Genomic DNA, 23,663 nt, shown 5'->3' with positions numbered 1-23,663 from the left:
AATTATATTTTGTAAAAATCCCTTCAGGGATTTTTATCCCAAACTTATCACTTATAACTTTTAACTCTTCACTAGTTAAGCTTTTTACTAAATTAAAGCGAGAGTTTCCTCTCGCTAATATATTATATCTAATTTTTTATCTCTTAAACAGAGTTTTATAAAGCCCCGCTTAATATCCTCATCCTGTTTCACAATAATATTTTTGCTATTTTCTTTTAATTTATTAAAATATATCTTTTTATTAGCATAAAGCTTACTTAAATCTTTAGGATTAATATAAATTACAACATCCTTTTCTTCTTTTAAGTTCTCTAAAATCATATCTGCAATCAAACTACCTTCTACTAACTCCCTAAAAGCCGGATGGAATGGTCCCGCCACAACATCCTTTCCTTCAGTTATACTTTCTGTAGGCTGAAGTCCAATTCTTATTACATTGATTTTATTTTTTCTGTACATATCATATATAGTTTTACTTATGTCTACCGCCTCTTTAAGTGAATAAGGAATGTATTCCTGACACCTATACATTTTTTCCATTGGCGTATCTTTTATGACCAGTGAAGGATATATTCTGCATATATCTGGTTCCATTTCAATTGACCTTTTAGCTGTTGCTATATCCCTCTCAAATGTATCTCCAGGAAGCCCTGGCATAATCTGATGACCTAAAACAAATCCATATTGCTTTACCAGTCTGGATGCATCTATAACATCCTGAATGCTGTGACCTCTTCCTGCCTTTTTTAACACTTCTTCATCTAATGACTGAACACCAAGCTCTATTATGTCTACTCCATATTCCTTAAGATAACTCAATATATAATCATTAATGTAATCCGGTCTTGTAGATAATCTTATTTTATCTATAAGTTCTTTTTCTTTAAATTCTTTAGCCACCTGTAACAGTTCTCTTTGTTTTTCTTCTCTTATGCCTGTGAATGTCCCCCCAAAAAATGAAACCTCTATAGTTGCATTTTTATTACTTATGGTTTCTAGATACTCACAAATCGTATCCTTAACTGTTCCACCCGTAACATCATCGTCAGCACCTGTTATTCTATCTTGATTACAAAATACACAATTATGCGGACATCCTTCATGTGGTACAAATATAGGTATTATATAATAGTTCTTACTCATGAGCACCTTCCAATACATCTAACGCTTGCTTTGCAGCATTCTGCTCTGCTTCTTTTTTACTATATCCAGAACCTTCTCCCATGAGTTTTTTATCTATAACTACATTAGTAAAAAACTTTCTTCTATGAGGTGGTCCTTCAAACTTAGTTAATTCATATTGAATTGCTACTTCTCCATCTTTTTGAAGAAACTCCTGAAGCTTTGTTTTAAAGTCTAATACAATCTCATTATTTATTGCCTTGTTTATTACTTCTTCAAAATGAAGCAATATAAAATCTCTTACAAAGCCAATTCCCTTATCAAGATAAACAGCAGCAAGTATTGCTTCAACTGCATCTGCCTGTATAGAAATTCTTTCTCTTCCGCCTGTAAGCTCTTCTCCTTTGCTCATTCTTATATAATGACCAAGATTTATTTTCCTTGCTATTTCATAAAGAGAATTTTCACATACTATTAAACTTCTTATTTTAGTGAGTTCTCCCTCACTCTTATGTTTATAGTTGTTAAAAAGATGTTCAGTAATGCAAAGCTGAAGCACAGAGTCTCCTAAAAATTCTAATCTCTCATTATATTCAGCATCCTTAAATTGATTAGCAAAAGAACTATGTGTAAGCGCTGTTTTTAGCAATGTAGGATTATTAAAATAAACTCCTAAGTTTTCTTCTATTTCTTTAAGTGTATATCTATTCATGTATTCCACTCCTTGAAGTTTATTCTTCAACTTGCTAATTTCCTCTTAGATGACTAAGTATAACAAATTCAAGAATAAACTAATATTTTATCTTTAAAATTCAAACCCCTTTGTTTTTTAATTTGATTTAGCTGATGCTATTATACAATATACATCTTTTAAAGCATAAGTACAACTAAATCTAACCAAATAAAACACCTTATCCAAAAGCTCCTTAATAAATACAAAATCCCGCACAACTGCGGGATAATTTTATTCTTCGTGATGAGCTTTTACGTAATTGACAACATCTCCAACTGTTTTAAAGTTTTCAACATCTTCGTCTGGAATTTCCATATCTAGTTCATCTTCTAGAGCCATTATAAGCTCAACTATATCTAATGAGTCCGCATTTAAATCTTCAATAAAAGATGCTTCCATAACAACGCTTTCTACATCGATACTTAACTTATCAGCAATTATTGCTTGGATTTTTTCAAACATTTGTTTCACCTCCCAAGTTCTACATTTAGATAATATTATATATTATTTAAATCGTCAATATTAGTTTCAATATATTTTAATTAATTTTTCAAAGAAAATTCATTTTTTAGCTCTTTTAGTACATTATTCTCATAAAAAACCTTAGTTTGCTTAATTGCATTTTTAAAAGCTTTAGCATCAGAACTGCCATGAGCCTTTATACAAATTCCATCTACTCCCAAAAATGGTGCACCGCCAACTTCTTTATAATCAAATTTTTTCATTATATTTTTTAATACAGGTTTTAATAGAAGCACACCTAATTTAGATATAATTGACGATTTAAGTATTTCATCTTTCACTATGCCTAAAACACTTGCTGCCGATCCCTCATACATTTTAAGAGCTGTATTTCCTACAAAACCATCACTTACTAAAATATTAGTGTCACCTGTAGGTATATCTCTTGGCTCAATATTGCCTTTAAAATTAATAGAATTTTCCTCTTTTAGGAGTTTAAAGGCTGCTTTAGTAAGTTCATTACCTTTTTCTTCTTCTTCTCCAATATTTATAAGTCCTATACTCGGATTTTGTACATTTAAAACCTTTTGATAATATATTTTTCCCATCTTAGCAAATTGCAGCAAAAATCCAGGCTTACAATCCACATTAGCACCAACATCTACTATCATAAAGTTTCCACGTCTTCCAGGCATTATTGGTGCAAGCGCTGGCCTTTCTACACCATTAATCCTCCCTATTATCAAAGTACAGCCCGCTAGAAAAGCTCCTGTACTCCCTCCAGATATTATTCCATCACATATGCCTTCTTTAACTAAATTTAAAGCCTTGACTATGCTAGCGTCTTTTTTCTTCCTTAATGCCATTACTGGATGCTCACTTGGCAAAATGACATCTTTAGCATCGATTACAGTTATTTTATCTTTAGGATAAGTATATTTAGCCAATTCTGATTTTATAGTCTCTTCTGGTCCAGTAATATACAATTCGATGTTATCAAATTCTTTTAGAGCTTGAATTGCACCATCTATTACTGCTATAGGCGCATTATCTCCCCCCATACCATCTATGGCTATTTTCATCATAATCCCCCCATTTTATTCAGTTATGAGTTAAGAATTATGAATTAAAAGTTTAAGGAAATTAAACTCTTAATTCAGCTTATAATTTATAATAAGGCACATGAAAGAAAATAATAGACCAAAGATTTTATGTCAGGCAAGGAAGTAAATTCTGCTCATAGCGGATCTATTAGTAAAATTTGCTAACGTGAGTAGAGAACCAAAATCTATGATTTTGTGTGAATCACTTACTCAGCGAGCATATGCGAGTCGAGCTTCCTTTATGACACAAAATAGGCAAGCATACTGGTCTGTTATTTTTTTGATTGTGCCTTAAGTAATCAAAGCGGCTAATGCCATTAAAAGTTATACATAATTAGTCATAGAAAAGACTGCTGGCTTTTCTGTAAAGTACTTTTTAGCGATTCATTTAGAATTTATATCCCAAATTATCACTTATACCATATTATTTATTACTAAGTAATATTCATATTTATACATATGTAGAACTACTCATTATAGATATTCAACTTATAAATTATACTTATAAATTAGAATTGATAATTTTGATTTTTTATCTATAAATAAAAATAGTGCTGCATATATATAAATATTACTTTCTAAATATAATAAAAGAAAGTCATAAAGACTTTCTTTTTATTTTTCAGAAGCTACAACTTCCTTACCTTTGTAATAACCACAACTCTTACATACTCTATGAGCAAGTTTCATTTCGTGGCATTGTGGACATTCAACTATGCCAGGTAAACTAGCTTTGAAAGTTTGAGATCTTCTTGCTTTTACTTTTGCTTTTCCTGATTTTCTTGCTGGACAACCCATTCATTACACCTCCTTATTATCAAACAAACCTTTTAAGACTTCAAAACGTATATCTACATTTTCTTTTTGGCATGAACATGAAGCATGATTTAAATTGCATCCACATTCCTGACAAAGCCCTTTACAGTCGTTCTTACAAACTCTTTTAATAGGCAAAGTTGAAATAATACTATTTTCAACAATATCTGTGATGTCTAAAACATCATCCATTACAACAATAGCTTCATCATCTTCACTATCTCTATTAGTTGTAAACCTTTCTTCTATATCAATATCTATTGGATAGATAAAGGTATCTAAACATCTGGAACATGTCATTTCTAAATTAGTTTTGATTTTAGCATTTAATATTAATATATCACTATCGGATGAAATCACTCCAATAACTTCACATGGACCTACAGACTTAATTGCATCTCCTTCAAAGTTAAATACAGGTATCTCAAAAGTGTAATCAATATTTTTGCTTCTGTCTTTACCTGAAATAATATCAGAAATTTGTACTTTCATAAAATCACAGGACAATAATTTATATAATATACACAAAGTAGACTATATAATATTCTCCATTTTCACTCCTTAGCACATATATTTATAAAACAAACACAACTAATTATATAAATTGAGTTCCAAAAAGTCAAGGCATTTATTATAAATATAGATAAAATTTAGACTTATTACAAACTCATTTATAAGTTATGAATTAAAAATTATGCTGCTCCAGCATGCTTAATTTCAAAGTCCATGTGCCAGAACAGCATAATATTGATTAAACTACATGCGTTTAATTGGAATTTTGCTCATCTCTAAACTAAAGCTAAAGTTTCCTTAGCTATCATTAATTCTTCATTTGTAGGAATTACAAATACTTTTACCTTTGAGTCTGGTGTAGAAATTTCCATACCATCACCAATATTTTGGTTATCATTTTTCTCTACATCTATTTTTATTCCTAAGAATTCCATGTTAGTTAAAGCTCTTACTCTTACTTCTGGAGCATGCTCACCAATTCCAGCTGTAAATACAATAGCATCTACGCCAGCCATTGCTGCTGCATAAGCACCTATTTGCTTTTTAATTTGGTATCCATAAATGTCCATAGTAAGTAATGCTCTAGGATCATTTCTTTCTTCAACAGCAGCTCTTATATCTCTAAAGTCTGTTCCTAGTCCTGATACTCCTAAAACTCCTGATTTTTTATTTAAAATATCATTTACTTCATCTATTGAATATCCTTTTTCTTTTACTAAGTAAGTAACAATTGCTGGATCTATGCTTCCTGATCTTGATCCCATTATAATACCATCTAAAGGAGTGAATCCCATTGTAGTATCTATAGATTTTCCACCATCAACTGCTGTTACACTTACACCATTACCTAAATGACAAGTAATAGTCTTTAAATCTTCTATGTCCTTCTTCATCCATTTTGCAACTTCTCCAGCTACATATTTATGAGATGTTCCATGGAATCCATATCTTCTTATATGCTCATCTTTATATAATTCATATGGAAGTGGGTACATAAATGCTTTTTCAGGCATAGTTTGATGGAAAGCTGTATCAAATACTGCTACCATTGGAGTTTTTGGCATAAGAGCCTTACAAGCATTGATCCCAATTATATTTGGTGGATTATGAAGTGGTGCAAGCTTTGTAAATTCTCCAAGATTTTTGATTACAGTTTCATCAATTACAACTGAAGTTGCATATTTTTCTCCACCATGAACAACTCTATGTCCAACAGCAGAGATCTCATCCATAGATTTAATTACGCCATGAGCATCATCAACTAAACTCTTTAATACTAGTTCAATTGCATCTTGATGATCTTTTAATGGTGTTTCAACTATATATTTATCTTTTCCTTCAACTTTTTGAGTTAATATTGATCCATTAATTCCTATTCTTTCAACAAGTCCTTGAGCTAAAGCTTCTTCAGTACTCATATCAATAAGTTGATATTTTAATGAAGAACTACCACAATTTATAACTAATACTTTCATATTCTCTCTCCTTTGTCCTTAATAATATCATTATATTGTTACTTATTTTTTTAATTATTACTTAACACTTTGTGCTTGAACTGCTGTTAATGCAACAACATTTACTATATCATCAGAGCTGCATCCTCTTGATAAATCGTTAATTGGCTTTGCAAAACCTTGGCAAACTGGTCCTATAGCTGTTGCATTTGCAAATCTTTGAACTAATTTATACCCTATATTACCTGCTTGTAAATCTGGGAATACTAAAACATTAGCCTTTCCTGCTACTTTACTATTTGGTGCCTTTTGTGCTGCTACCTTTTCTACTATTGATGCATCTAATTGAAGTTCACCATCTATATCTAGGTCAGGTCTTAATTCTTTTGCTTTTTGAGTTGCATTTCTAACTTTATCAACAACTTCATGACTTGCACTTCCCATTGTAGAGAATGATAACATCGCTACCTTAGGATCCATATTGCATAAGCTTTTAGCAGTTTCCGCTGTTGCTATTGCTATTGCAGCTAATTCATCTTCATTAGGATTTGGATTAACTGCACAGTCTGCAAATAATAAAGTTCCATTATCTCCATAAGTTGATCCTGGTACTTGCATTATAAAGAAACTTGATACAACTGATACTCCTGGTGCTGTTTTTATAATTTGTAATCCTGGTCTTAATAAATCTCCAGTAGTGTGAACAGCTCCTGATACCATTCCATCTGCATCATCTAATTTAACCATCATTGTAGCAAAATATAAAGGATCCCTAACTATTCTGTCTGCCTTTTCCATTGTCATACCTTTATTTTTTCTCAATTCATAAAAAGCTTCAATATACTTATCTAAATTAGCTGATTCATCTGGATCTATTATTTCAATTCCTGATAAGTCTACATTTAATTCTTTAGCCTTACTATCTATTTCGCTCTTCTTACCTACTAAAATCGGATATGCTAATCCTAACTCATTTACTTTTTGTGCCGCTGCTATATTTCTTTCTTCATTTCCTTCTGGAAGAACAATTTTCTTTTTATCAGATTGTGCTGCTGTCCATATTTTTTTCATAAGGTCCATAATTATTCTTATCTCCTCTCCATACTATCCTATCTCTAATATTACTATACTCCTATATTAGCCGATTTTTCAACATAAATTCTAGATAAAATTGAAGTCTTTAGATTTGCAATAATCTAAATTATCTGATAACAACATTCTAAAATAAGAATATAGGAAAAGTATATTTTTTAACAATTAAATGTTATATGAAATTACTTTTTAATTCTTTATAAAATAACCTTATATATTTTATATTTTTAATAATTAGTATATGAATAACTTCAACTTTTACCCATTACATACTTAAATTTATACTAATAAACACATCAAAAAGCCTTATATGTGCTCTCATATTCCCAGTTTTTCTCTTTAAAGATGTTTACTCCAAAATCTCTCTTTCAAAACAATAATCTGATTTTTCAGAAAACAATGGTCTAATATTGAAAAAATCAGCAAAGTTTATTTTTTAACAATGCTTTTTTTATTTTTTAACTAGATTTTAATAAAGAATACAACAAATTATATTATTAATATTTATCTATTTTATATTATGATATACTATCATTATCTTTATAAGTACATTTTAAACAGGATATAATTTTAAGCTATATAATTACTAATATATTATTAACTATAAACTAAATTCAGAAAGGAAATGATTAAAATAATTACAGGAATAATTACTGAGTACAATCCGTTCCATAAAGGGCATGTGCATCATTTACAAAAGGCTAAAGCTGATACTAATGCAGATGGTATAATTTGCGTAATGAGTGGTAATTTTATGCAAAGGGGAATTCCAGCAATCATAGATAAATGGAAAAGAGCTGAAATGGCGATAAAAAACGGTGTGGATTTAGTTTTAGAATTGCCTTTAGTTTATTCAATCTCTTCAGCTGAACATTTTGCTTTTGGAAGTGTATCTCTTTTAAATTCATTGGGAATAGTTGATTATTTATATTTTGGAAGTGAAGAAGGAAATATTTCTATATTAAAAGACATAGCTAAGACCTTAGCCTCTGAACCTGAAATATATAAAAATCTCTTGAAAGACAATATAAAAATGGGGCTGCCTTTTCATTCAAGCAGATCAAAAGCACTTAGTGATTATTTGAATTCAGACGTAGTTTCAGCTGTATTATCTAATTCTAATAATATTTTAGGAATTGAATATATAAAGGCTTTAATAGGATTAAACAGCTCAATAGTTCCTAAGACCTTGAAACGAGAAGGTGCTGCTTACAACGATATTAATTTAAATTCATCCTTCTCTTCAGCTACGTCAATTAGAGAACATCTTAAAGAAAGACCCTTAACCGAACTAGCTTCCCTTATTCCAGAGGCTAGCTATAAAATTTTATACGATTTGCAGCGTAATAGCTATCCTTTTACTTTTGAAGAAGATATGTTTAAATACATTAAATATAAATTACTCACAAATAATAAATCCCTTTTTAATCTTCCTGATGTTTCTGAAGGGTTGGATAATAAAATATTGGCAGAGATTATAAATGCAAATTCTTTAGACGAACTGATATTGAAATCAAAGAGCAAGAGATATACTTATTCCCGAATCAGCAGAATACTCGCTCAATCTTTTTTAAATCTTGAAGACTTTAATTTATTTGAATTATCAAAAACTCAGGCTCCTTATGCAAGAGTTCTAGCTTTTAATTCTATCGGACAAAAGATGTTAAAAGACATCAAGAAAAAAGCAAGCATTGATATAGTTGTTAAAGTTCCAAGAAATAATTTATGTGATCATATGAAAATTGATCTACTAGGAACAAAGGCATATTCAATTTTAAATCCTATGTTAAACCCTATGGATGATTATTTAAAAGGCCCTTTCAGGTATGCTTAACTTTGAGTCCCAAAACGGATTTCATATTTAAGTAATATTTAACATAACCACAGGAATATACATATTATTGATTGGAGTGATTTCATGATATATGTTGCTATTTTGTGGTTTTTAATCATTAGCTTAATCATCGTTTTAATTAAACTGCTTAACATTAAAAAGAATATTATAATCTGTATCTTAATTTCTATTTTAATAGTTCTGCTGGCTATAAATATAAATGAATGTATCTCAGCTGCTATAGACGGCTGCAAATTGTGGTATAAGTCGATACTACCAACAACATTTCCTTTTGTAGTTATTTGCAATTTATTAATCTATTACGATGGAATAAATCTTTATTCAAAATTTTTAGGTCCTTTAATCTGTAAACCGTTAGGACTTTCAAGAAATTGTTCCTTTCCTATTGTTACAAGTATTTTATGTGGATATCCACTAGGTGCAAAGTACTGCGTTGACTTATATTCTATGGAGTATATTGACAAAGAAGAATATGAAAGACTTTTAAATATAGCTTCTAATGTAGGTCCATTGTTTTTAATAGGTTCTGTTGCTGGAACCTTACTTGGTAATATCTCTTTAGGCTATATTTTACTACTTGCCAATTACTTGTCACCGTTATTTATAGGATTCATTACAAAGAAAAAGAGGAACTCAATAAAATTAAGCTCCTCGACTCGTCACAAATATGAATCTATAGATTTTGGCTCTGCATTAAAAAATGCCGTACAAAACGGAATAAATACTACGTTATCAATTGGTGGGTTCATAGTAATTTTTTCCGTAATTATATGTCTCATTAAAAATAGTATTTATATATATAATACAGTTATGCATTTAGAAAAAGTGCTTAACTTATCTTCTGGAACATTATATTCAATGCTTTTAGGAAGCATAGAAATAACAAATGGATGTAGTATAATTTCTAATCTCCAAATTTCTATTCCTTTAAAGTTAAGCATAATAAGTTTTCTATGTTCTTTTTCAGGGCTAGCTATAATAGCTCAAGTAAGTTCTTTTGTTAATGATACTAAAATTAGTTATAGTAAATATATCTTTCTTAAAGTAATACAAGGAATTTTTAGTTTTATTATAACTTATGTATTACTGAAAATACTACCAACAAGCGTATATACCTCTAATTTAGGAATAAATCATCACTTTTATTTGTATACATTGTTGTTTCCAACCGGCTTACTAATTTTATTAACAGTTTCATTATTTTTAATAACAAAAGTTCTAAAATTATTTATTCATGCTTCGTAACTCTTTTATGTTTTCTTTTATAACAGACGCTGTACCAGTTAGATTAGAATCTATTTCTTTAGCAACTATTTCAAAGCTCTCTTGAAGACCTTTTATTAATCTTACTTTTTGTTCTTCTATTTCATGATCTAACTGACTTAATATTTCATCCGAATAATCTCTTGAGCCTAATCTTATAGCTTTAGCGTCTCTTTGTGCTGAAGCTATAATTTCTTCCGCTCTGAGTTTTGCTTCCTTTACAATATCATGCTTTTCAATATTTTGTCTCATCATTGTCATAGTTTCTTTTCTGACCGAATCATATTCTTTTTTAGCCTCATTTAATATCCTGTCTCTTTCACTCATAACCCATTCAGCCTTTTTAAATTGGTCTGGCATATAATTTATTATTTGATCAATAACTTCAATCATTTCTTTTTTATCAACCATAACCTTGCTGCTCATTGGCACTTTTGGTGAATTTTCAACCAAGTCTTGTAAATATTCTAACAGCTCAATAATATTTACATCCATCTTTTCCATAAAAACACCCCTTAGTTATTTATTTTCGATATTATATCTGAAACAATTTCACTTGGCACTAGTCCTTCAATATTCCCTCCAAACTTTGCTATTTGTTTAACACCAGATGAACTAATATGTAAATTTTTAGAAGCCGACATCATACAGACAGTTTCTACACTCGGATCTAAGTCAGTATTTGCATATGACATTTGCATTTCATATTCAAAATCAAAAGTTGTTCTTACGCCCTTTAGAATTATATTTGTATCACATTCTTTTAAGAAATTGACTAAAAGTCCATTAAAGCTTCTAACTTCAACATTTTTTATATCTTTTGTAGCCTTTTTTATAAGTTCAACTCTTTCACTTGTATTAAAAAGAGATTTTTTATCAACATTGACTAATACTGCTACTATAATTTTATCGAACACTTTAGTCCCTCTCTTTATAATATCGAGATGACCATTAGTTATTGGGTCAAAACTTCCTGGGTATACTGCAACTCTCATTGTTTATTTCTCCTTATAATAGCATACTGTCGTATTTCCATATTTCTTACTCTTAGACAACCTTATGTTCTCATATCCTTCATAAATTTCTTCAATGCTATCTATTTTAGTAACTATTATTCCGTCTTCCTTTAACATTTCATTATCCTTTATAATTTTCATCGCCTCTGGAATCATTTCCTTACAATAAGGTGGATCAATAAATATTATATCAAACTTTTTTCCCTTAGCTGCTAATTTTCTGAGCCCTTCATATGCATCAATATTCATTGGAAAACAAAAATCTTGAAACTTAAGATTTTCTACATTTTGCTTTAAAAGCGGAAAGGTATCAGAACTCTTATCAAATAGATAAACCTCATCAGCTCCTCTGCTGGCTGCTTCTAAACCTAAGCTTCCAGTTCCTGCAAAAACGTCTACAACAACTGCTTCTGGTATATATGATTGAATTGTACTAAACATAGCTTCTTTAACTCTGTCTAGTGTTGGTCTTGTTTCCATTGTAGCTGGAGGTATCAATTTATGTCCTCGTGCTCTTCCTGCTATTATTCTCAAACTTTCTTCCTCCTTAGGCATGTGAAATAAGATAACAATTCAAATAGTATATAACACTGAGTTGTTATTCTTTGAATATGCCACAACGCCATATATTTTATATATTAGCACATATATGCATAAAATTTCAATTTAATTGAAACAAATATATTTGCTGCTCTTCTCCAAGTTTTTACTTAATTCATTTATTATTTCTTTATTCAACTCATATTCATTTTGTAACATATTGCTTGCTTCTAATTTAGCGCACCTTAAGATCTTTATGTCTTCATAAAGATTTGCAAGTATGAAGCCTTCATCACCGCTCTGTTTCTTTCCGAACATCTCACCTGCACCTCTAAGTTCTAAATCTTTTTCAGATATTAAAAAGCCATCACTGCTTTCTGTCATTATCTGCATTCTTTTTTTAGTTATGTTGCTTTTAGCCTTTGCTATTAAGATACAATAAGAAGCGTATTCTCCTCTTCCAACTCTTCCTCTAAGCTGATGCAGCTGAGATAAACCGAATCTTTCTGCATTTTCTATGATCATAACAGACGCATTAGGCACATTTACTCCTACCTCAATTACAGTTGTTGAGATTAAAACATTAATTTCATTATTTTTAAATCTTTTTATTATTTCGTCTTTTTCTATCCCCTTCATTTTTCCATGGAGAATTTCAACTTTTAAATTTTCAAATATTCCACTTGTAAGATTATTATATATTGTTTCCACTGACTTTATTTCTTCTTTTTCATCTTCTTCAATAAGCGGGCATACTATATATACTTGTCTTCCTTTTTTAATCTCATCATAGGCTAAGTCATAAGCTATGTCTCTTTTATCATCCATGTAAAATCTAGTATCTATTTTCTTCCTGCCTGGTGGTAACTCATCGATTATTGATACATCAAGATCTGAATAAAGGTATAAAGCTAAAGTTCTTGGAATAGGAGTAGCTGTCATAACTAAACAATCTGCTCTTTTCCCTTTGTTTATAAGCTTACTTCTTTGTTCAACACCAAACCTGTGTTGTTCATCTGTTACTATTAGTCCAAGCTTTCCAAATTCCACATCATCTTGAAAAAGTGCATGAGTTCCAATTACTAAAATAGGTTCAGATGTCTTTATTCTTTCTTTAATTCTCTTCTTTTCCTTTGCAGACGTACCACCTGTAAGCAGTTCTATTTCTATGTTAAAATCCTTATAAACTTTCTTAGCTTCTTCAAAATGCTGAGCTGCAAGTATTTCTGTTGGTGCCATAAGTGCACATTGATAGCCATTTTTTATTACATTAAAGATAGCTATTAATGCTATAATTGTTTTACCACTTCCAACATCTCCTTGAATCAATCTATTCATAGAAGACTTAGATTTTTGATCTCTTAAAATATCTCTTATAACTCTAGTTTGGGCATTCGTAAGTGGAAATGGTAACTTTTCTTTAAAACTGCTCAGATCCTCTGCCCATTCAAAAAGTATTCCATTTTTATTCTTTTTAAGTTTATATTTTAGCAATAATAGCTTTAATGAATATGTAAACAATTCTTGAAACTTAAGTCTTGTCTTTGCTTTTTCAAGCATCTCTTTATTTTCCGGGAAATGTATGCTTCTTATAGCATCATTCAACGAAATCAAGTAATATTTATCTAATATGTTCTGTGGCAAGTTCTCTTTTACTTCCACATGTGCTAATATCTCATTTATTAACTTTTCAAATAGCTTATTGCTTATATCACCCTTTAATGGATACTTAGGTATAATTTCGCTTGATAGTGCCTCTTCACACGCAATTGTTGGATTTACAACTTCTAAAGTATTCCCTATTCGTTTGAACTTACCCATCAAATTATATTTTTCACCTATCTTAAAAGAATTTCTTATATACCTTTGATTAAACCACTTTGCATTTACTGTGCGATTATCATATTTAAATTCTATTGTCGTTAATGTTTTTCCTGTCTTTGTCCTTATATCACTTCTAAATCTTGTTACCTGACATATTAGAATCTGTTTATCTTCTCCTGTAATCTCTTCAAATACAGCATTGCCATCAACAAATTCATAATCTCTTGGGAAATATAACAAGATGTCTAATATATTAAAAATTCCACATCTATTTAATTTCTCAGAAGCTTTTGGTCCTACTCCCTTTAAAGCAGAAATATCACTATATATATCCAAACATTCTCCTCCTTTCTATTAATGAAAAAAGTGGCTGTACCATGCTTAATTGATCATTGTCAGTTTATTGTACACTCTAACTAGTTAAGAGTTATGAATTATTAGTTATGAGTTTAAGGATAAAAATCAAACGTCTTCTTCCTGAAACTCATAATTCATAACTTATAACTCTTAACTAGCGGTATCTTCTTCTAAATTTATATCTAACCAAACCAAAGATCTATATTTATTCTACGGATATTAAATAATAGTAAAGTGGTTGGTTTCCTTTATAAAACTGTATATCTAAATCATCATATTTTTCCTGAAGCTCATTTTCAAAGTTTTTAGCTTCTTCATCGCTTACTTCTTCTCCATAATATACAGTAATAAGTTCACTTTCTTCATCTATCATATCATCTAGAACTTTACCTGCAACCTCTTTTTTGTCTTCACCGACTTCTTTTATCTTGCCTTCTACAAGTCCTAGCATATTTCCTTTTTTAATATTTATTCCATCTATTTCAGTATCACGAACTGCATAAGTTACTGAACCTGTTTTAACTTCATCAATTGCGTTCTTTAAATTATTAAAATTCTCTTGAACTTCTGAGTCAAAATTAAAAACAGTAGCACATGCTATTCCTTGTGGAATAGTTGTTGTAGGTACTACGAATATATCCTTATCAGATATTTCTGCTGCTTGATTGGCTGCCATAATAATATTTTTATTATTAGGCATTATGAAAATATGTTCAGCATTAATATCATTCACTGCCTCTAAAATATCTTGAGTAGATGGATTCATTGTCTGACCACCTTCAATTACACAGTCAATGCCTAGATCCTTAAATATATTTGATATTCCATCTCCCATTGCAACTGTTATAAATCCATATTTCTTCTTTTCATTATCTGCTTCTTCAGATTGAGCCTTCAAAAGACTTATTTCTTTGTCTTTAGCATTAATTAGGATTTCTCTATGCTCTTCTCTCATATTATCAATTTTAATTTTTGATAATTCTCCTATAGCTACGGCTTTTGATAAAACTAATCCCGGATCATTTGTATGTATATGAACTTTAATAACATCATCATATCCAACAACAATCATAGAATCCCCGAGAGCTTCTATTTCATCTTGAAAAGCTTTTGCGTGTTTTGCATCACCTAATATTATAAACTCAGTACAATATCCAAACTTAATATCAATTTCTTCTGTAGCCTCAGCTAATGTATTATTCGATGCACCTGCTGTTATATCTTTTATTTCTGCCTTAATTCCATCCTTTAAAGCCTCAAACATTCCTTGTAGTATGATATACAGTCCCATTCCACCTGAATCAACTACTTTTGCTTTTTTAAGTGCTGGTAATAATTCTGGAGTTTTATCTAGCATGTCTTTAGCACTAACTGTTATTTCTTCCATAAGGCTAATCACATCTTTTTTCTCAGATGCTACTGCTGTTTCTGCTGCCGCTCTGATTACAGAAAGTATAGTTCCTTCTGTTGGTCTCATAACTGCTTTATATGCAGATTTAGATCCTTCAAAGAAACCAATAGCAAATTCAACAGCATTAACTTCTTTTTTACCTTCTAAACCTTTTGAAAAGCCTCTTAGTATTTGAGATAATATAACCCCTGAATTACCTCTAGCGCCCATTAACGCACCTTTAGCTAATCTTTTAGATACTTCCCCTATTGATTCAGTATCTATATTTTCTATTTCTTTGACCGCTGCCTTAAATGTCATAGACATATTCGTTCCGGTATCTCCATCAGGAACTGGAAATACATTTAGTGCATTTACAAAATCACTTTGTTCTAATAATTTGTTGCTAGCATTTACAACCATGTTATAAAAATCATGGCCGTTAATTTTTGTATCTTCCATTTAGTTTAACCTCCTAAACTCTAACCGCTTGCACATTTACTGTTATAGATGAAACCTTTAAACCTGTATAGTTTTCAACGCTATAACGAACCTTTTGAATTATATTATTAGATATAACAGATATTTTTGTTCCATATTCAACCATTATGAATAATTCTATCTGTAATTTTTTTTCATCTGTTAATTGTATCTTTACGCCTTTGCCTAAATTTTCTATCCCCATAAGTTCCCAGAATCCTTCACTAGCATTTCTAGAAACCATTCCAACTACGCCATAGCATTCCATTGTAGATAATCCTACAATCTTAGCTAATACTTCCTGTGAATAATTTATATTGCCATTTTCGTTTGAAAATCCAACCATTCATATTCCTCCTAAAATCTTATATCTTATTTTATATTCTATATTAGAACAATATTTTATTCAAGTATTCCCCAAATATAGGTAAATAATTTACAAAATAGACTTATAACTTAAAACTGATATTTTTTTATAAGTTAAAGCAATAACCCAAGCAGTTACAAGTAACAAATGACAAGTTAGCGGAAGAAAACCTATATGTTTTTCAAAAATATATTTCAGAAATCACTGTAGAGATTTTACCATTAACTCATAATTAATAAATACTTATAACTCATAATTAATAAATACTCTTGCCTATTACATTTTCCTATGATATAATTTACTCTGTCCTATTGAAGATGATTATCTTTGGAATATAAGGAGGTGTTTTCTAATGGCAAGAAGATGCGAAATTTGTGATAAGGGTGTTGTAGCAGGTGTACAATACAGCCATTCACATCGTCAATCAAAGAGAACTTGGGCTCCTAACATAAAGAAAGTAAAAGCTTTAGTTAACGGAACACCAAAAACTGTTCATGTATGTACAAGATGCCTTAGATCTGGAAAGGTTCAAAGAGCAATATAGTTCATAATAAAAAATGCAATTGTTATCCCAATTGCATTTTTTATTTTGCCTTATTGTAACTTAAAAGCATTTTCATATCTAAACAAATACAAACATATCCTATGTAGCCTAGCTTTTCTTTCTAAAAAACTTTATTATATTTGATAAAAACTTAGGCAATTTAAAAGCTATTATTTTCATTAATATCCTCCTCGTATAATATTAATATTTAAAACATTAATCCTAAATTAAAATTCATGTTATTATATTAATATTCAATCATACAGGATAATGTTCCTAATTTTTAATATTTTTTATTCAATCACCTAAAAAATTCTGCTGCTATTAAATATTATTCAGAATATGCTAATTATAAATCAAATCCCATTATACTCCAATATATAAAAAAGCCTAAAAATCCAAATTCCATATTTGGATTTCTAAGCTTTCTTTCTGCCTATTGAACCTTAATTGTTCATTGTTAATATATGTATTATTAATCAACTGAATGAATAACCAATAATTCTCCTTGATCATAGCTAATATCTATCGGTGTATCAACAAACTCATTACATATAGCCCTTGGATCAAGCAAACTCATATCATAACCATCTAAATTGTATTTTGCACCCTTAATACTAAAATTAATAACTTTATCGCTTAGTGCATGAAATGAAATATTCTCACCAATTTCACCATACAAAGTCATCTTACTTTCACCTAGATATAACCTGTTGTTATCATCGATTATTTCTAAAACTGCTCCTCTTTTCTTAGTCGTTAAAAGAAGACCTATATTACCTAGTGTGTGATCTACTCTAGACCCAATTGCTCCAAATAAATATATTTTCTTAGCTCCTCTTTTAATTGCTTCCATTATTGCAATTTCGGTATCCGTATAATCTTTTTCAGGCGGAAACTCTAAGACCTCCTTAGCCTTTAGTTTCATTTTATCCAAAATTTCCTTTTTAGCCGAATCAAAATCTCCTAAAAGCAAATCTGGCGCAATATTATATTTATAAAGACATTCACTACCTTTGTCAGCAGCTATTATGAAATCTACTCCTTCAAGATGCTTTCTTAATAAATTTTCTGAGGGTGGATCTCCTCCACTTATAATTGCTACCTTCAAATTATTACCCCCTTAAGGCTTTTATATTGTCGCTGACTTCTCCACCATTAAATACTGCTGATCCAGCTACAATAACATTTGCACCTGCTTCTATAACAGCTTTCACATTAGACTTATCAATTCCTCCATCAACCTCTATTAATAACGATGGATTAAGTTTATTACTAAGCTCTTTTATTTCTCTAATTTTATCCAAAGAATATGGGATAAATTTTTGTCCTCCAAACCCTGGATTCACAGACATAATTAAAACCATATCTAAACTTGGTATTAAATCTTTAAGCACGCTTGTTGGAGTACCTGGGTTTAAAGAAACTGCTGCTTTCTTCCCTTTAGACTTAATATAATTAATTGTTCTATCTATATGTCTATCTGCTTCATGATGGACCGTTATTATATCAGCTCCGGCTTCTATGAATGCATCTATATAATTTGATGGATTCTCTATCATCAGATGCACATCAAATATCTTATTTGTTCTATTTCTTATTGATTTTATAACTGGTAAACCAAAAGATATATTAGGCACAAAGGATCCATCCATTACATCTATATGGATAAAATCCGCTCCTCCCTCATCTATTTTCTCAATGTCCTCTCCTAATTTCGAAAAATCTGCTGATAATATTGATGGTGCTATTTTTACCATTTGTTTTTTTCCTCCTCCATTACTTCCTCTAAAGTTTTCACGTAAAATTCATATCTATACTTATTAATTTCCCCTTGTTCTACAGCTTCTTTTATAGCACAATTTGGCTCTTTATAGTGTAAGCATCCTCTGAATTTACACTTATCATTATACTGAAGAAATTCAGGAAAACAATACTTTAAAGAATCTTTATCCATTAGTTCCTTTATTTCCAATGTAGAAAATCCAGGCGTATCCACGATATATCCATCTGCAACTTCTATAAGTTCACTATGCCTTGTTGTATGCTTTCCTCTTCCAATCTTTTCGCTGACACTTCCAGTTTCCATATGCTCTTTGTTTGAAAGCTTATTGATAAGCGTTGACTTCCCAGCTCCAGATGGACCACATAAAACTGTTATATTCCCTTTAATCTTTTCTTCTAACCGCTCTATTCCTATTCCTTTTTTAGCATTAATATAAAGTACCTCATAGCCTATATCATTTATTCTTTTCTTTATTTCCTCACGTTCCTCTTCAGATACTAGATCTATTTTATTCAGGCAGACTATGACCTCAATATTGTTGTGCTCACATAAAATTAAAAACTTGTTTAATAGCTCAAAATTTATATCTGGATTCTTAATTGCAAAAACAATAAATGCAAGAGATACATTTGCAACTGTCGGCCTTATAAGTTCACTTTTCCTCTCATGTATTTTTTCAATAACTCCTTCTCCATTCTCTATTTTTATTGTAACGTCATCTCCAACCATAGGCTTTATTGCATTATGTCTAAATTTTCCCCTAGCTTTACATTCTATTAAGCCTTCTTCTGTCTTAATATAATAAAAGCCTCCTATTCCCTTTATTATCTTTCCATTCATATTTTCCCTCCATGTTTTATAAAATCTAAAAACCTAAATTTGTATTTCAATAATTCTTTAAAATATTAATATCTATAATCAAAAATTTAATATATAAATACGCAAATATAAAATTAAACTTATACATTTCCTTACTAAATCATATACATATTTATTCTATATACATTCTATATCTGAAATTATCTCTAAATATAAATAATCTAAAACCATTATATCGAAATTCACAAAAAAAATTTACTAATAACCTACAAATATTTTTTAATAAAATATAATAATTTACATACACCTCAAATTATAAGTCATAAATCTAATTCTTACCATGTTGATCGTTACCAATATGATACATATATTATAAAAGGAGAGGTCTTTTATATCAACCTCTCCTCTTACCTTTTTAGTGATTTGTTGTTTTATTTGTTGATGTTTGAGTGCTAGGTCCTTCTACTGGAGATCCTCCTGGAGAATTTGTACTTCCTGGACCTTGTTGTGAATTACTTGCTGTATTACCTTGCCCGCTTTGTGATGTATTTCCTCCACTTTTACTTGGATTGTTATTTGATTTAGTATCTCCTGTATCTCCTGCATCTCCTGGATTAGCTGTTACAGGCGGTTCTTGTTTTGGCGTATAAGAGCCTACTGTTATAGTAATAGTTGTTCCTGCTTTTTCCTTATCATTACCCGATTGGAACAATACCTTACCATTATCAGTTTGATTTTCAGTTGTTTGATAATTTACAGAGGCCTTTAAGCCTGCATTAGACAATGTACTCTTAGCCCTATCTTCATCAAAGCCCTTTACACTTGGTACCTGAACATATTTAACCTCTGGTCCTTTACTTACGACCACTGTTATCTTATCATCTGGACCAATGTCAGTATCTTTCTTTGGTGTCTGACTTATTATTTCATCTTTTGGTACATCGTCACTGTAGTCATATGCTATATTTTTATCATCTAATTTTAAGTCCATCGAATCTAAAATTGTTTTTGCTCGATCTAAAGTCTCTTCTCTAAGATCAGGCATTTTACTCTTTTCTGTTCCACTGCTTACAATAACTCTGACCTGGCTTTTTTCATTAACCATTGTTCCAGCATCTGGATTCATTTTAATAATTGTTCCTTCTGGTTTGTCGCTAGCTTCTTTTCCCGCATTCACCAGTTCCAAATTTAAAGCTTGAAGCTGCTTTGTAGCATCATCAACAGTTTCTCCAGTTACATCTGGTACTTGAACTTGTTTGCTGCTGACTGAACCCGTTTTAAGCATATATGTACCAACACCTATCCCCAGTAATACTAATACTAAAACAGCAACTATACCTATTTTTATTATTTTCTTTTTATTCTTTCCGGTTGATTTTTCATCATCATCATCTTCTTCATAATAATAATCGTCATCTTCATCATCATCATACTCATCATCTCTAGTATTTTTCACTTCTTCATGTTTTGGTATTTGTTCTGTCACAGCTGACATTATTATAGTATGATCATTTTCATCTTCAGGCTCTATGAGGGCATTAGGATCTTCTTTAATCTTTTCAAGATCCGCAATCATTTCTTTAGCGGTTTGATATCTCTTAATCGGATCTTTTTCCATCGCCTTTAAAATTAGTTGGTTCAGGCTGTCAGGTACTTTTGAATTAATGCTTTTGGGCGGCACAACTTCTTCTTGCAGATGTTTTAATGCTATAGTTACAGCAGTGTCTGCTTGAAAAGGAAGCCTTCCTGTAACCATTTCATATAATACAACTCCTAGTGAATATAAATCCGTTCTACAATCAATAAAAGTTCCTTTTGCTTGTTCTGGAGAAAGATAGTGGGCAGATCCCATTATTGTACTAGTATTTGTAATAGTTTCTGAAGAAGAAAATTTTGCTATTCCAAAATCAGTTACCTTCATAACTCCATCTTCAGTTACTAAAATATTCTGTGGTTTAACATCTCTGTGAATTATATTGTTTCTATGAGCACAATCTAAAGCTTTAGCTATTTGAACCGCTACTGATATAGCTGTTTCATAATTCATCTTTCCGACTTGCTTTATTATATCTTTTAAAGTTTTGCCCTTAACATATTCCATTACAATGTAGTTTATCTCATCTTGAGTTCCTACATCTAATATATTTACTATATTATTGTCAGATAGGGTTGCAATGGCGGTTGCTTCACCTTTAAACTTCTCTACTATGCTAGGATTATCACAAAACTCATTTTTTAGAATCTTTACTGCAACAAAACGATTTAACTTATTATCTCTCGCTTTAAATACTTCCGACATGCCTCCTTCCCCTATTTTTTCTAACAACTCGTATCTGTTTCCAAGTACAATTCCATCCATACTTATATCTCTCCTCCAAACAACAATACTGTTATATTATCTCTGCCGCCTTTTTCCTTTGCCAAATATACTAACCTGTCAGCCATACTCACATAATCCTTTTCCTCCATGACAATTTGTAGAATTTCTTCCTTTGTCAATTCATTGGTTAATCCATCCGAACATAAGATATACAAATCATATTCATCTTTTTTAAGCTCGAACACATCAACATTTACACTACTTGATGTTCCCAAAGCCCTAGTAATAATATTTTTCTTTGGGTGGTTCTCAGCTTCCTCTTCACTTATACTTCCATTATCAACAAGTTCTTGCACTAAAGAATGATCCTTTGTAATCTTTTTAATTTCATTGTTCTTAATTCCTAAGCAACAACTATCCCCTACGTTTGCAACATGTATGAATTTTTCAGTTACAAGACAAGCTGTAACTGTAGTCCCCATGCCATTTAAATTTTCATTAGTATTAGAAAAATCAAATATATCTCTATTTACCTTTTCAATAGCTTCTACAATCAAACCTTCCAACTCGCTGGAAGAAAATTTTTCATTTATATAATTTACGATTCTTACGGCAGCCATTTCACTTGCAACTTCTCCTGCATTATGTCCACCCATGCCATCTGCAACCACGTAAATTTTAAATTCATCTTTTTCTAAATACAAAGCATAATCTTCATTTAAAGTTCTTTTTAATCCTACATCACTAACTAAGCCTACCATATTATTCCCTCTCTATTTCTTGGGTTTGTATATAACTTCTTCTAAGTTGTCCACATGCTGCGTTAATGTCACTTCCCATTTCTCGTCTTACAGTAACTTCTATCCCATGGTTTTTCAATATTTCTGAAAAATCATCTATTGATTTTTTGGAAGATCTTTTGTAGGAATTTTCTTTTATCTCATTTACAGGTATTAAATTAACATGGCAAAGCATACCTTTTAATAGTCTTCCTAATGCTTTTGCATCTTCCGTGCCATCATTTACATCTTTAACTAAGGCGTATTCAAATGTAATTCTTCTGTTTGTCTTACGGATATAATATTGGCAAGCTTCTAATATTTCATTAATACTATACTTGTTTGCTATGGGCATAATTTCTCTTCGTTTTTCATCACTAAATGCATGTAATGAAATTGCAAGAGTTACGCTTAATTCTCTATCCGCCAACTCATATATTTTAGGCACAAGTCCACATGTAGATAATGTTATATGTCTTTGACCAATATTTAATCCATATTCTGCCGAAACTACTTCTAAAAATTTAACAACATTTTCATAATTGTCTAGAGGTTCTCCACTACCCATTAGGACTATATTAGATATTCTCTCATTAATATAATTTTGAACCACAAGAACTTGAGATAAAATTTCTCCTGTTGTTAAATTTCTTACTTTCCCTTCAATAGTAGACGCACAAAATTTACATCCCATTGCACATCCAACTTGAGTGGATATGCATATGGAATTTCCATGCTTATATCTCATAAGAACGGATTCTATTAAATTTCCATCTTTAAAACCAAATAAAAACTTCTCTGTCCCATCAATATTAGATTTATAAACTTCTATTATTTTGGGTAAATCTATAACAAAATTTTCTTTTAGCTTTGATATTAAATTTTTAGGCATATTTTTCATACCTTCAAACTCTATTACGCCTTTATATACCCATGATAATACTTGTTGGCCTCTAAATGCACTCTCTCCATTTTCCTTCATCCATACTTTAAGTTCTTCTAAAGTATAATCTAGCAAATTATTCATT

At 30.6% G+C, this 23,663-nt stretch carries 23 protein-coding genes; 3 read left to right on the top strand and 20 right to left on the bottom strand.

The features are described from left to right. Positions 1-114: 114 nt before the first annotated feature. The 8 genes from CDLVIII_RS09030 to pta all read right to left on the bottom strand — a co-directional run bounded on the left by CDLVIII_RS09030 (position 115) and on the right by pta (position 7,283). Positions 115-1,143 carry a radical SAM protein gene (locus CDLVIII_RS09030; protein WP_009169142.1) on the bottom strand — a complete coding sequence of 343 codons (1,029 nt, stop codon included), beginning with the start codon at positions 1,141-1,143 and terminating at the stop codon, positions 115-117. Continuing rightward, complete coding sequence (gene rnc, locus CDLVIII_RS09025; RefSeq protein ID WP_009169141.1) at positions 1,136-1,834, bottom strand: ribonuclease III; 699 nt, start codon at positions 1,832-1,834, stop codon at positions 1,136-1,138. Before rnc ends, CDLVIII_RS09030 begins: the two co-directional genes overlap by 8 nt. Positions 1,835-2,086: 252 nt before the next feature. Beyond that, complete coding sequence (acpP, locus tag CDLVIII_RS09020; RefSeq protein WP_009169140.1) at positions 2,087-2,317, bottom strand: acyl carrier protein; 231 nt, start codon at positions 2,315-2,317, stop codon at positions 2,087-2,089. 80 nt (positions 2,318-2,397) lie between these two features. Beyond that, on the bottom strand, positions 2,398-3,399 hold the full coding sequence (gene plsX / locus CDLVIII_RS09015) for a phosphate acyltransferase PlsX (protein ID WP_009169139.1): 1,002 nt from the start codon (positions 3,397-3,399) through the stop codon (positions 2,398-2,400). Between the two features lie 636 nt (positions 3,400-4,035). After that, entirely contained in the window at positions 4,036-4,218 is a 183-nt protein-coding gene (gene rpmF / locus CDLVIII_RS09010; protein ID WP_009169138.1) for a 50S ribosomal protein L32, read from the bottom strand. 3 nt (positions 4,219-4,221) lie between these two features. Continuing rightward, the gene (locus CDLVIII_RS09005; RefSeq protein ID WP_009169137.1) at positions 4,222-4,728 is read right to left on the bottom strand and encodes a DUF177 domain-containing protein; all 507 of its coding nucleotides are present in this window, start codon (positions 4,726-4,728) and stop codon (positions 4,222-4,224) included. A gap of 296 nt (positions 4,729-5,024) precedes the next feature. After that, positions 5,025-6,224, bottom strand: coding sequence for an acetate kinase (locus CDLVIII_RS09000; protein ID WP_009169136.1), 1,200 nt, complete (start codon positions 6,222-6,224; stop codon positions 5,025-5,027). Between the two features lie 57 nt (positions 6,225-6,281). After that, the gene (pta, locus tag CDLVIII_RS08995) at positions 6,282-7,283 is read right to left on the bottom strand and encodes a phosphate acetyltransferase (protein ID WP_009169135.1); all 1,002 of its coding nucleotides are present in this window, start codon (positions 7,281-7,283) and stop codon (positions 6,282-6,284) included. A gap of 637 nt (positions 7,284-7,920) precedes the next feature. Between pta and CDLVIII_RS08990 the strand changes: the two genes are divergently transcribed. Both CDLVIII_RS08990 and ylbJ read left to right on the top strand, forming a co-directional pair. Continuing rightward, positions 7,921-9,129: a nucleotidyltransferase gene (locus tag CDLVIII_RS08990; protein WP_009169134.1), complete on the top strand. Its 1,209-nt coding sequence runs from the start codon at positions 7,921-7,923 to the stop codon at positions 9,127-9,129. Positions 9,130-9,213: 84 nt separating this feature from the next. Continuing rightward, a complete protein-coding gene (gene ylbJ / locus CDLVIII_RS08985; protein ID WP_009169133.1) occupies positions 9,214-10,395 on the top strand; it encodes a sporulation integral membrane protein YlbJ in 1,182 nt (393 codons plus the stop codon). On the opposite strand, the gene CDLVIII_RS08980 is transcribed toward ylbJ, so the two are convergent. The 6 genes from CDLVIII_RS08980 to CDLVIII_RS08955 all read right to left on the bottom strand — a co-directional run bounded on the left by CDLVIII_RS08980 (position 10,375) and on the right by CDLVIII_RS08955 (position 16,366). After that, positions 10,375-10,917 (bottom strand): ATPase, encoded by a 543-nt coding sequence (locus tag CDLVIII_RS08980; RefSeq protein WP_009169132.1) that lies wholly within the window; start codon positions 10,915-10,917, stop codon positions 10,375-10,377. The two genes, ylbJ and CDLVIII_RS08980, sit on opposite strands and share 21 nt — an antisense overlap. 11 nt (positions 10,918-10,928) lie before the next feature. Further along, positions 10,929-11,408, bottom strand: coding sequence for a pantetheine-phosphate adenylyltransferase (coaD, locus tag CDLVIII_RS08975; protein WP_009169131.1), 480 nt, complete (start codon positions 11,406-11,408; stop codon positions 10,929-10,931). Between the two features lie 3 nt (positions 11,409-11,411). Further along, positions 11,412-11,963, bottom strand: a complete 552-nt coding sequence (gene rsmD, locus CDLVIII_RS08970; RefSeq protein WP_009169130.1) for a 16S rRNA (guanine(966)-N(2))-methyltransferase RsmD — start codon at positions 11,961-11,963, stop codon at positions 11,412-11,414. 132 nt (positions 11,964-12,095) lie between these two features. Then, positions 12,096-14,129 (bottom strand): ATP-dependent DNA helicase RecG, encoded by a 2,034-nt coding sequence (gene recG / locus CDLVIII_RS08965; RefSeq protein ID WP_009169129.1) that lies wholly within the window; start codon positions 14,127-14,129, stop codon positions 12,096-12,098. Positions 14,130-14,355: 226 nt separating this feature from the next. Continuing rightward, positions 14,356-16,002, bottom strand: coding sequence for a DAK2 domain-containing protein (locus tag CDLVIII_RS08960; protein WP_009169128.1), 1,647 nt, complete (start codon positions 16,000-16,002; stop codon positions 14,356-14,358). Between the two features lie 13 nt (positions 16,003-16,015). Next, positions 16,016-16,366: an Asp23/Gls24 family envelope stress response protein gene (locus CDLVIII_RS08955; protein ID WP_009169127.1), complete on the bottom strand. Its 351-nt coding sequence runs from the start codon at positions 16,364-16,366 to the stop codon at positions 16,016-16,018. A gap of 373 nt (positions 16,367-16,739) precedes the next feature. Between CDLVIII_RS08955 and rpmB the strand changes: the two genes are divergently transcribed. Next, positions 16,740-16,931, top strand: a complete 192-nt coding sequence (rpmB, locus tag CDLVIII_RS08950) for a 50S ribosomal protein L28 (protein ID WP_002579588.1) — start codon at positions 16,740-16,742, stop codon at positions 16,929-16,931. A gap of 475 nt (positions 16,932-17,406) precedes the next feature. Here rpmB and CDLVIII_RS08945 read toward each other — a convergent pair whose 3' ends face one another. The 6 genes from CDLVIII_RS08945 to rlmN all read right to left on the bottom strand — a co-directional run bounded on the left by CDLVIII_RS08945 (position 17,407) and on the right by rlmN (position 23,662). Then, positions 17,407-18,042, bottom strand: a complete 636-nt coding sequence (locus CDLVIII_RS08945) for a thiamine diphosphokinase (RefSeq protein ID WP_009169126.1) — start codon at positions 18,040-18,042, stop codon at positions 17,407-17,409. 4 nt (positions 18,043-18,046) lie between these two features. Further along, complete coding sequence (gene rpe / locus CDLVIII_RS08940; protein ID WP_009169125.1) at positions 18,047-18,691, bottom strand: ribulose-phosphate 3-epimerase; 645 nt, start codon at positions 18,689-18,691, stop codon at positions 18,047-18,049. Next, the gene (gene rsgA / locus CDLVIII_RS08935; protein WP_009169124.1) at positions 18,685-19,557 is read right to left on the bottom strand and encodes a ribosome small subunit-dependent GTPase A; all 873 of its coding nucleotides are present in this window, start codon (positions 19,555-19,557) and stop codon (positions 18,685-18,687) included. Before rsgA ends, rpe begins: the two co-directional genes overlap by 7 nt. Positions 19,558-19,951: 394 nt before the next feature. Beyond that, on the bottom strand, positions 19,952-21,895 hold the full coding sequence (gene pknB, locus CDLVIII_RS08930) for a Stk1 family PASTA domain-containing Ser/Thr kinase (RefSeq protein WP_009169123.1): 1,944 nt from the start codon (positions 21,893-21,895) through the stop codon (positions 19,952-19,954). Positions 21,896-21,897: 2 nt separating this feature from the next. Further along, on the bottom strand, positions 21,898-22,617 hold the full coding sequence (locus tag CDLVIII_RS08925; RefSeq protein ID WP_009169122.1) for a Stp1/IreP family PP2C-type Ser/Thr phosphatase: 720 nt from the start codon (positions 22,615-22,617) through the stop codon (positions 21,898-21,900). A 1-nt stretch (position 22,618) separates the two neighbouring features. Beyond that, positions 22,619-23,662: a 23S rRNA (adenine(2503)-C(2))-methyltransferase RlmN gene (gene rlmN / locus CDLVIII_RS08920; protein WP_009169121.1), complete on the bottom strand. Its 1,044-nt coding sequence runs from the start codon at positions 23,660-23,662 to the stop codon at positions 22,619-22,621. Position 23,663 lies beyond the last annotated feature (1 nt).

This window comes from Clostridium sp. DL-VIII (assembly GCF_000230835.1).
Taxonomy (GTDB): domain Bacteria; phylum Bacillota; class Clostridia; order Clostridiales; family Clostridiaceae; genus Clostridium.
Note: the sequence above shows the minus strand (reverse complement) of the source record. Positions and strands in the feature narration are given on the sequence as shown.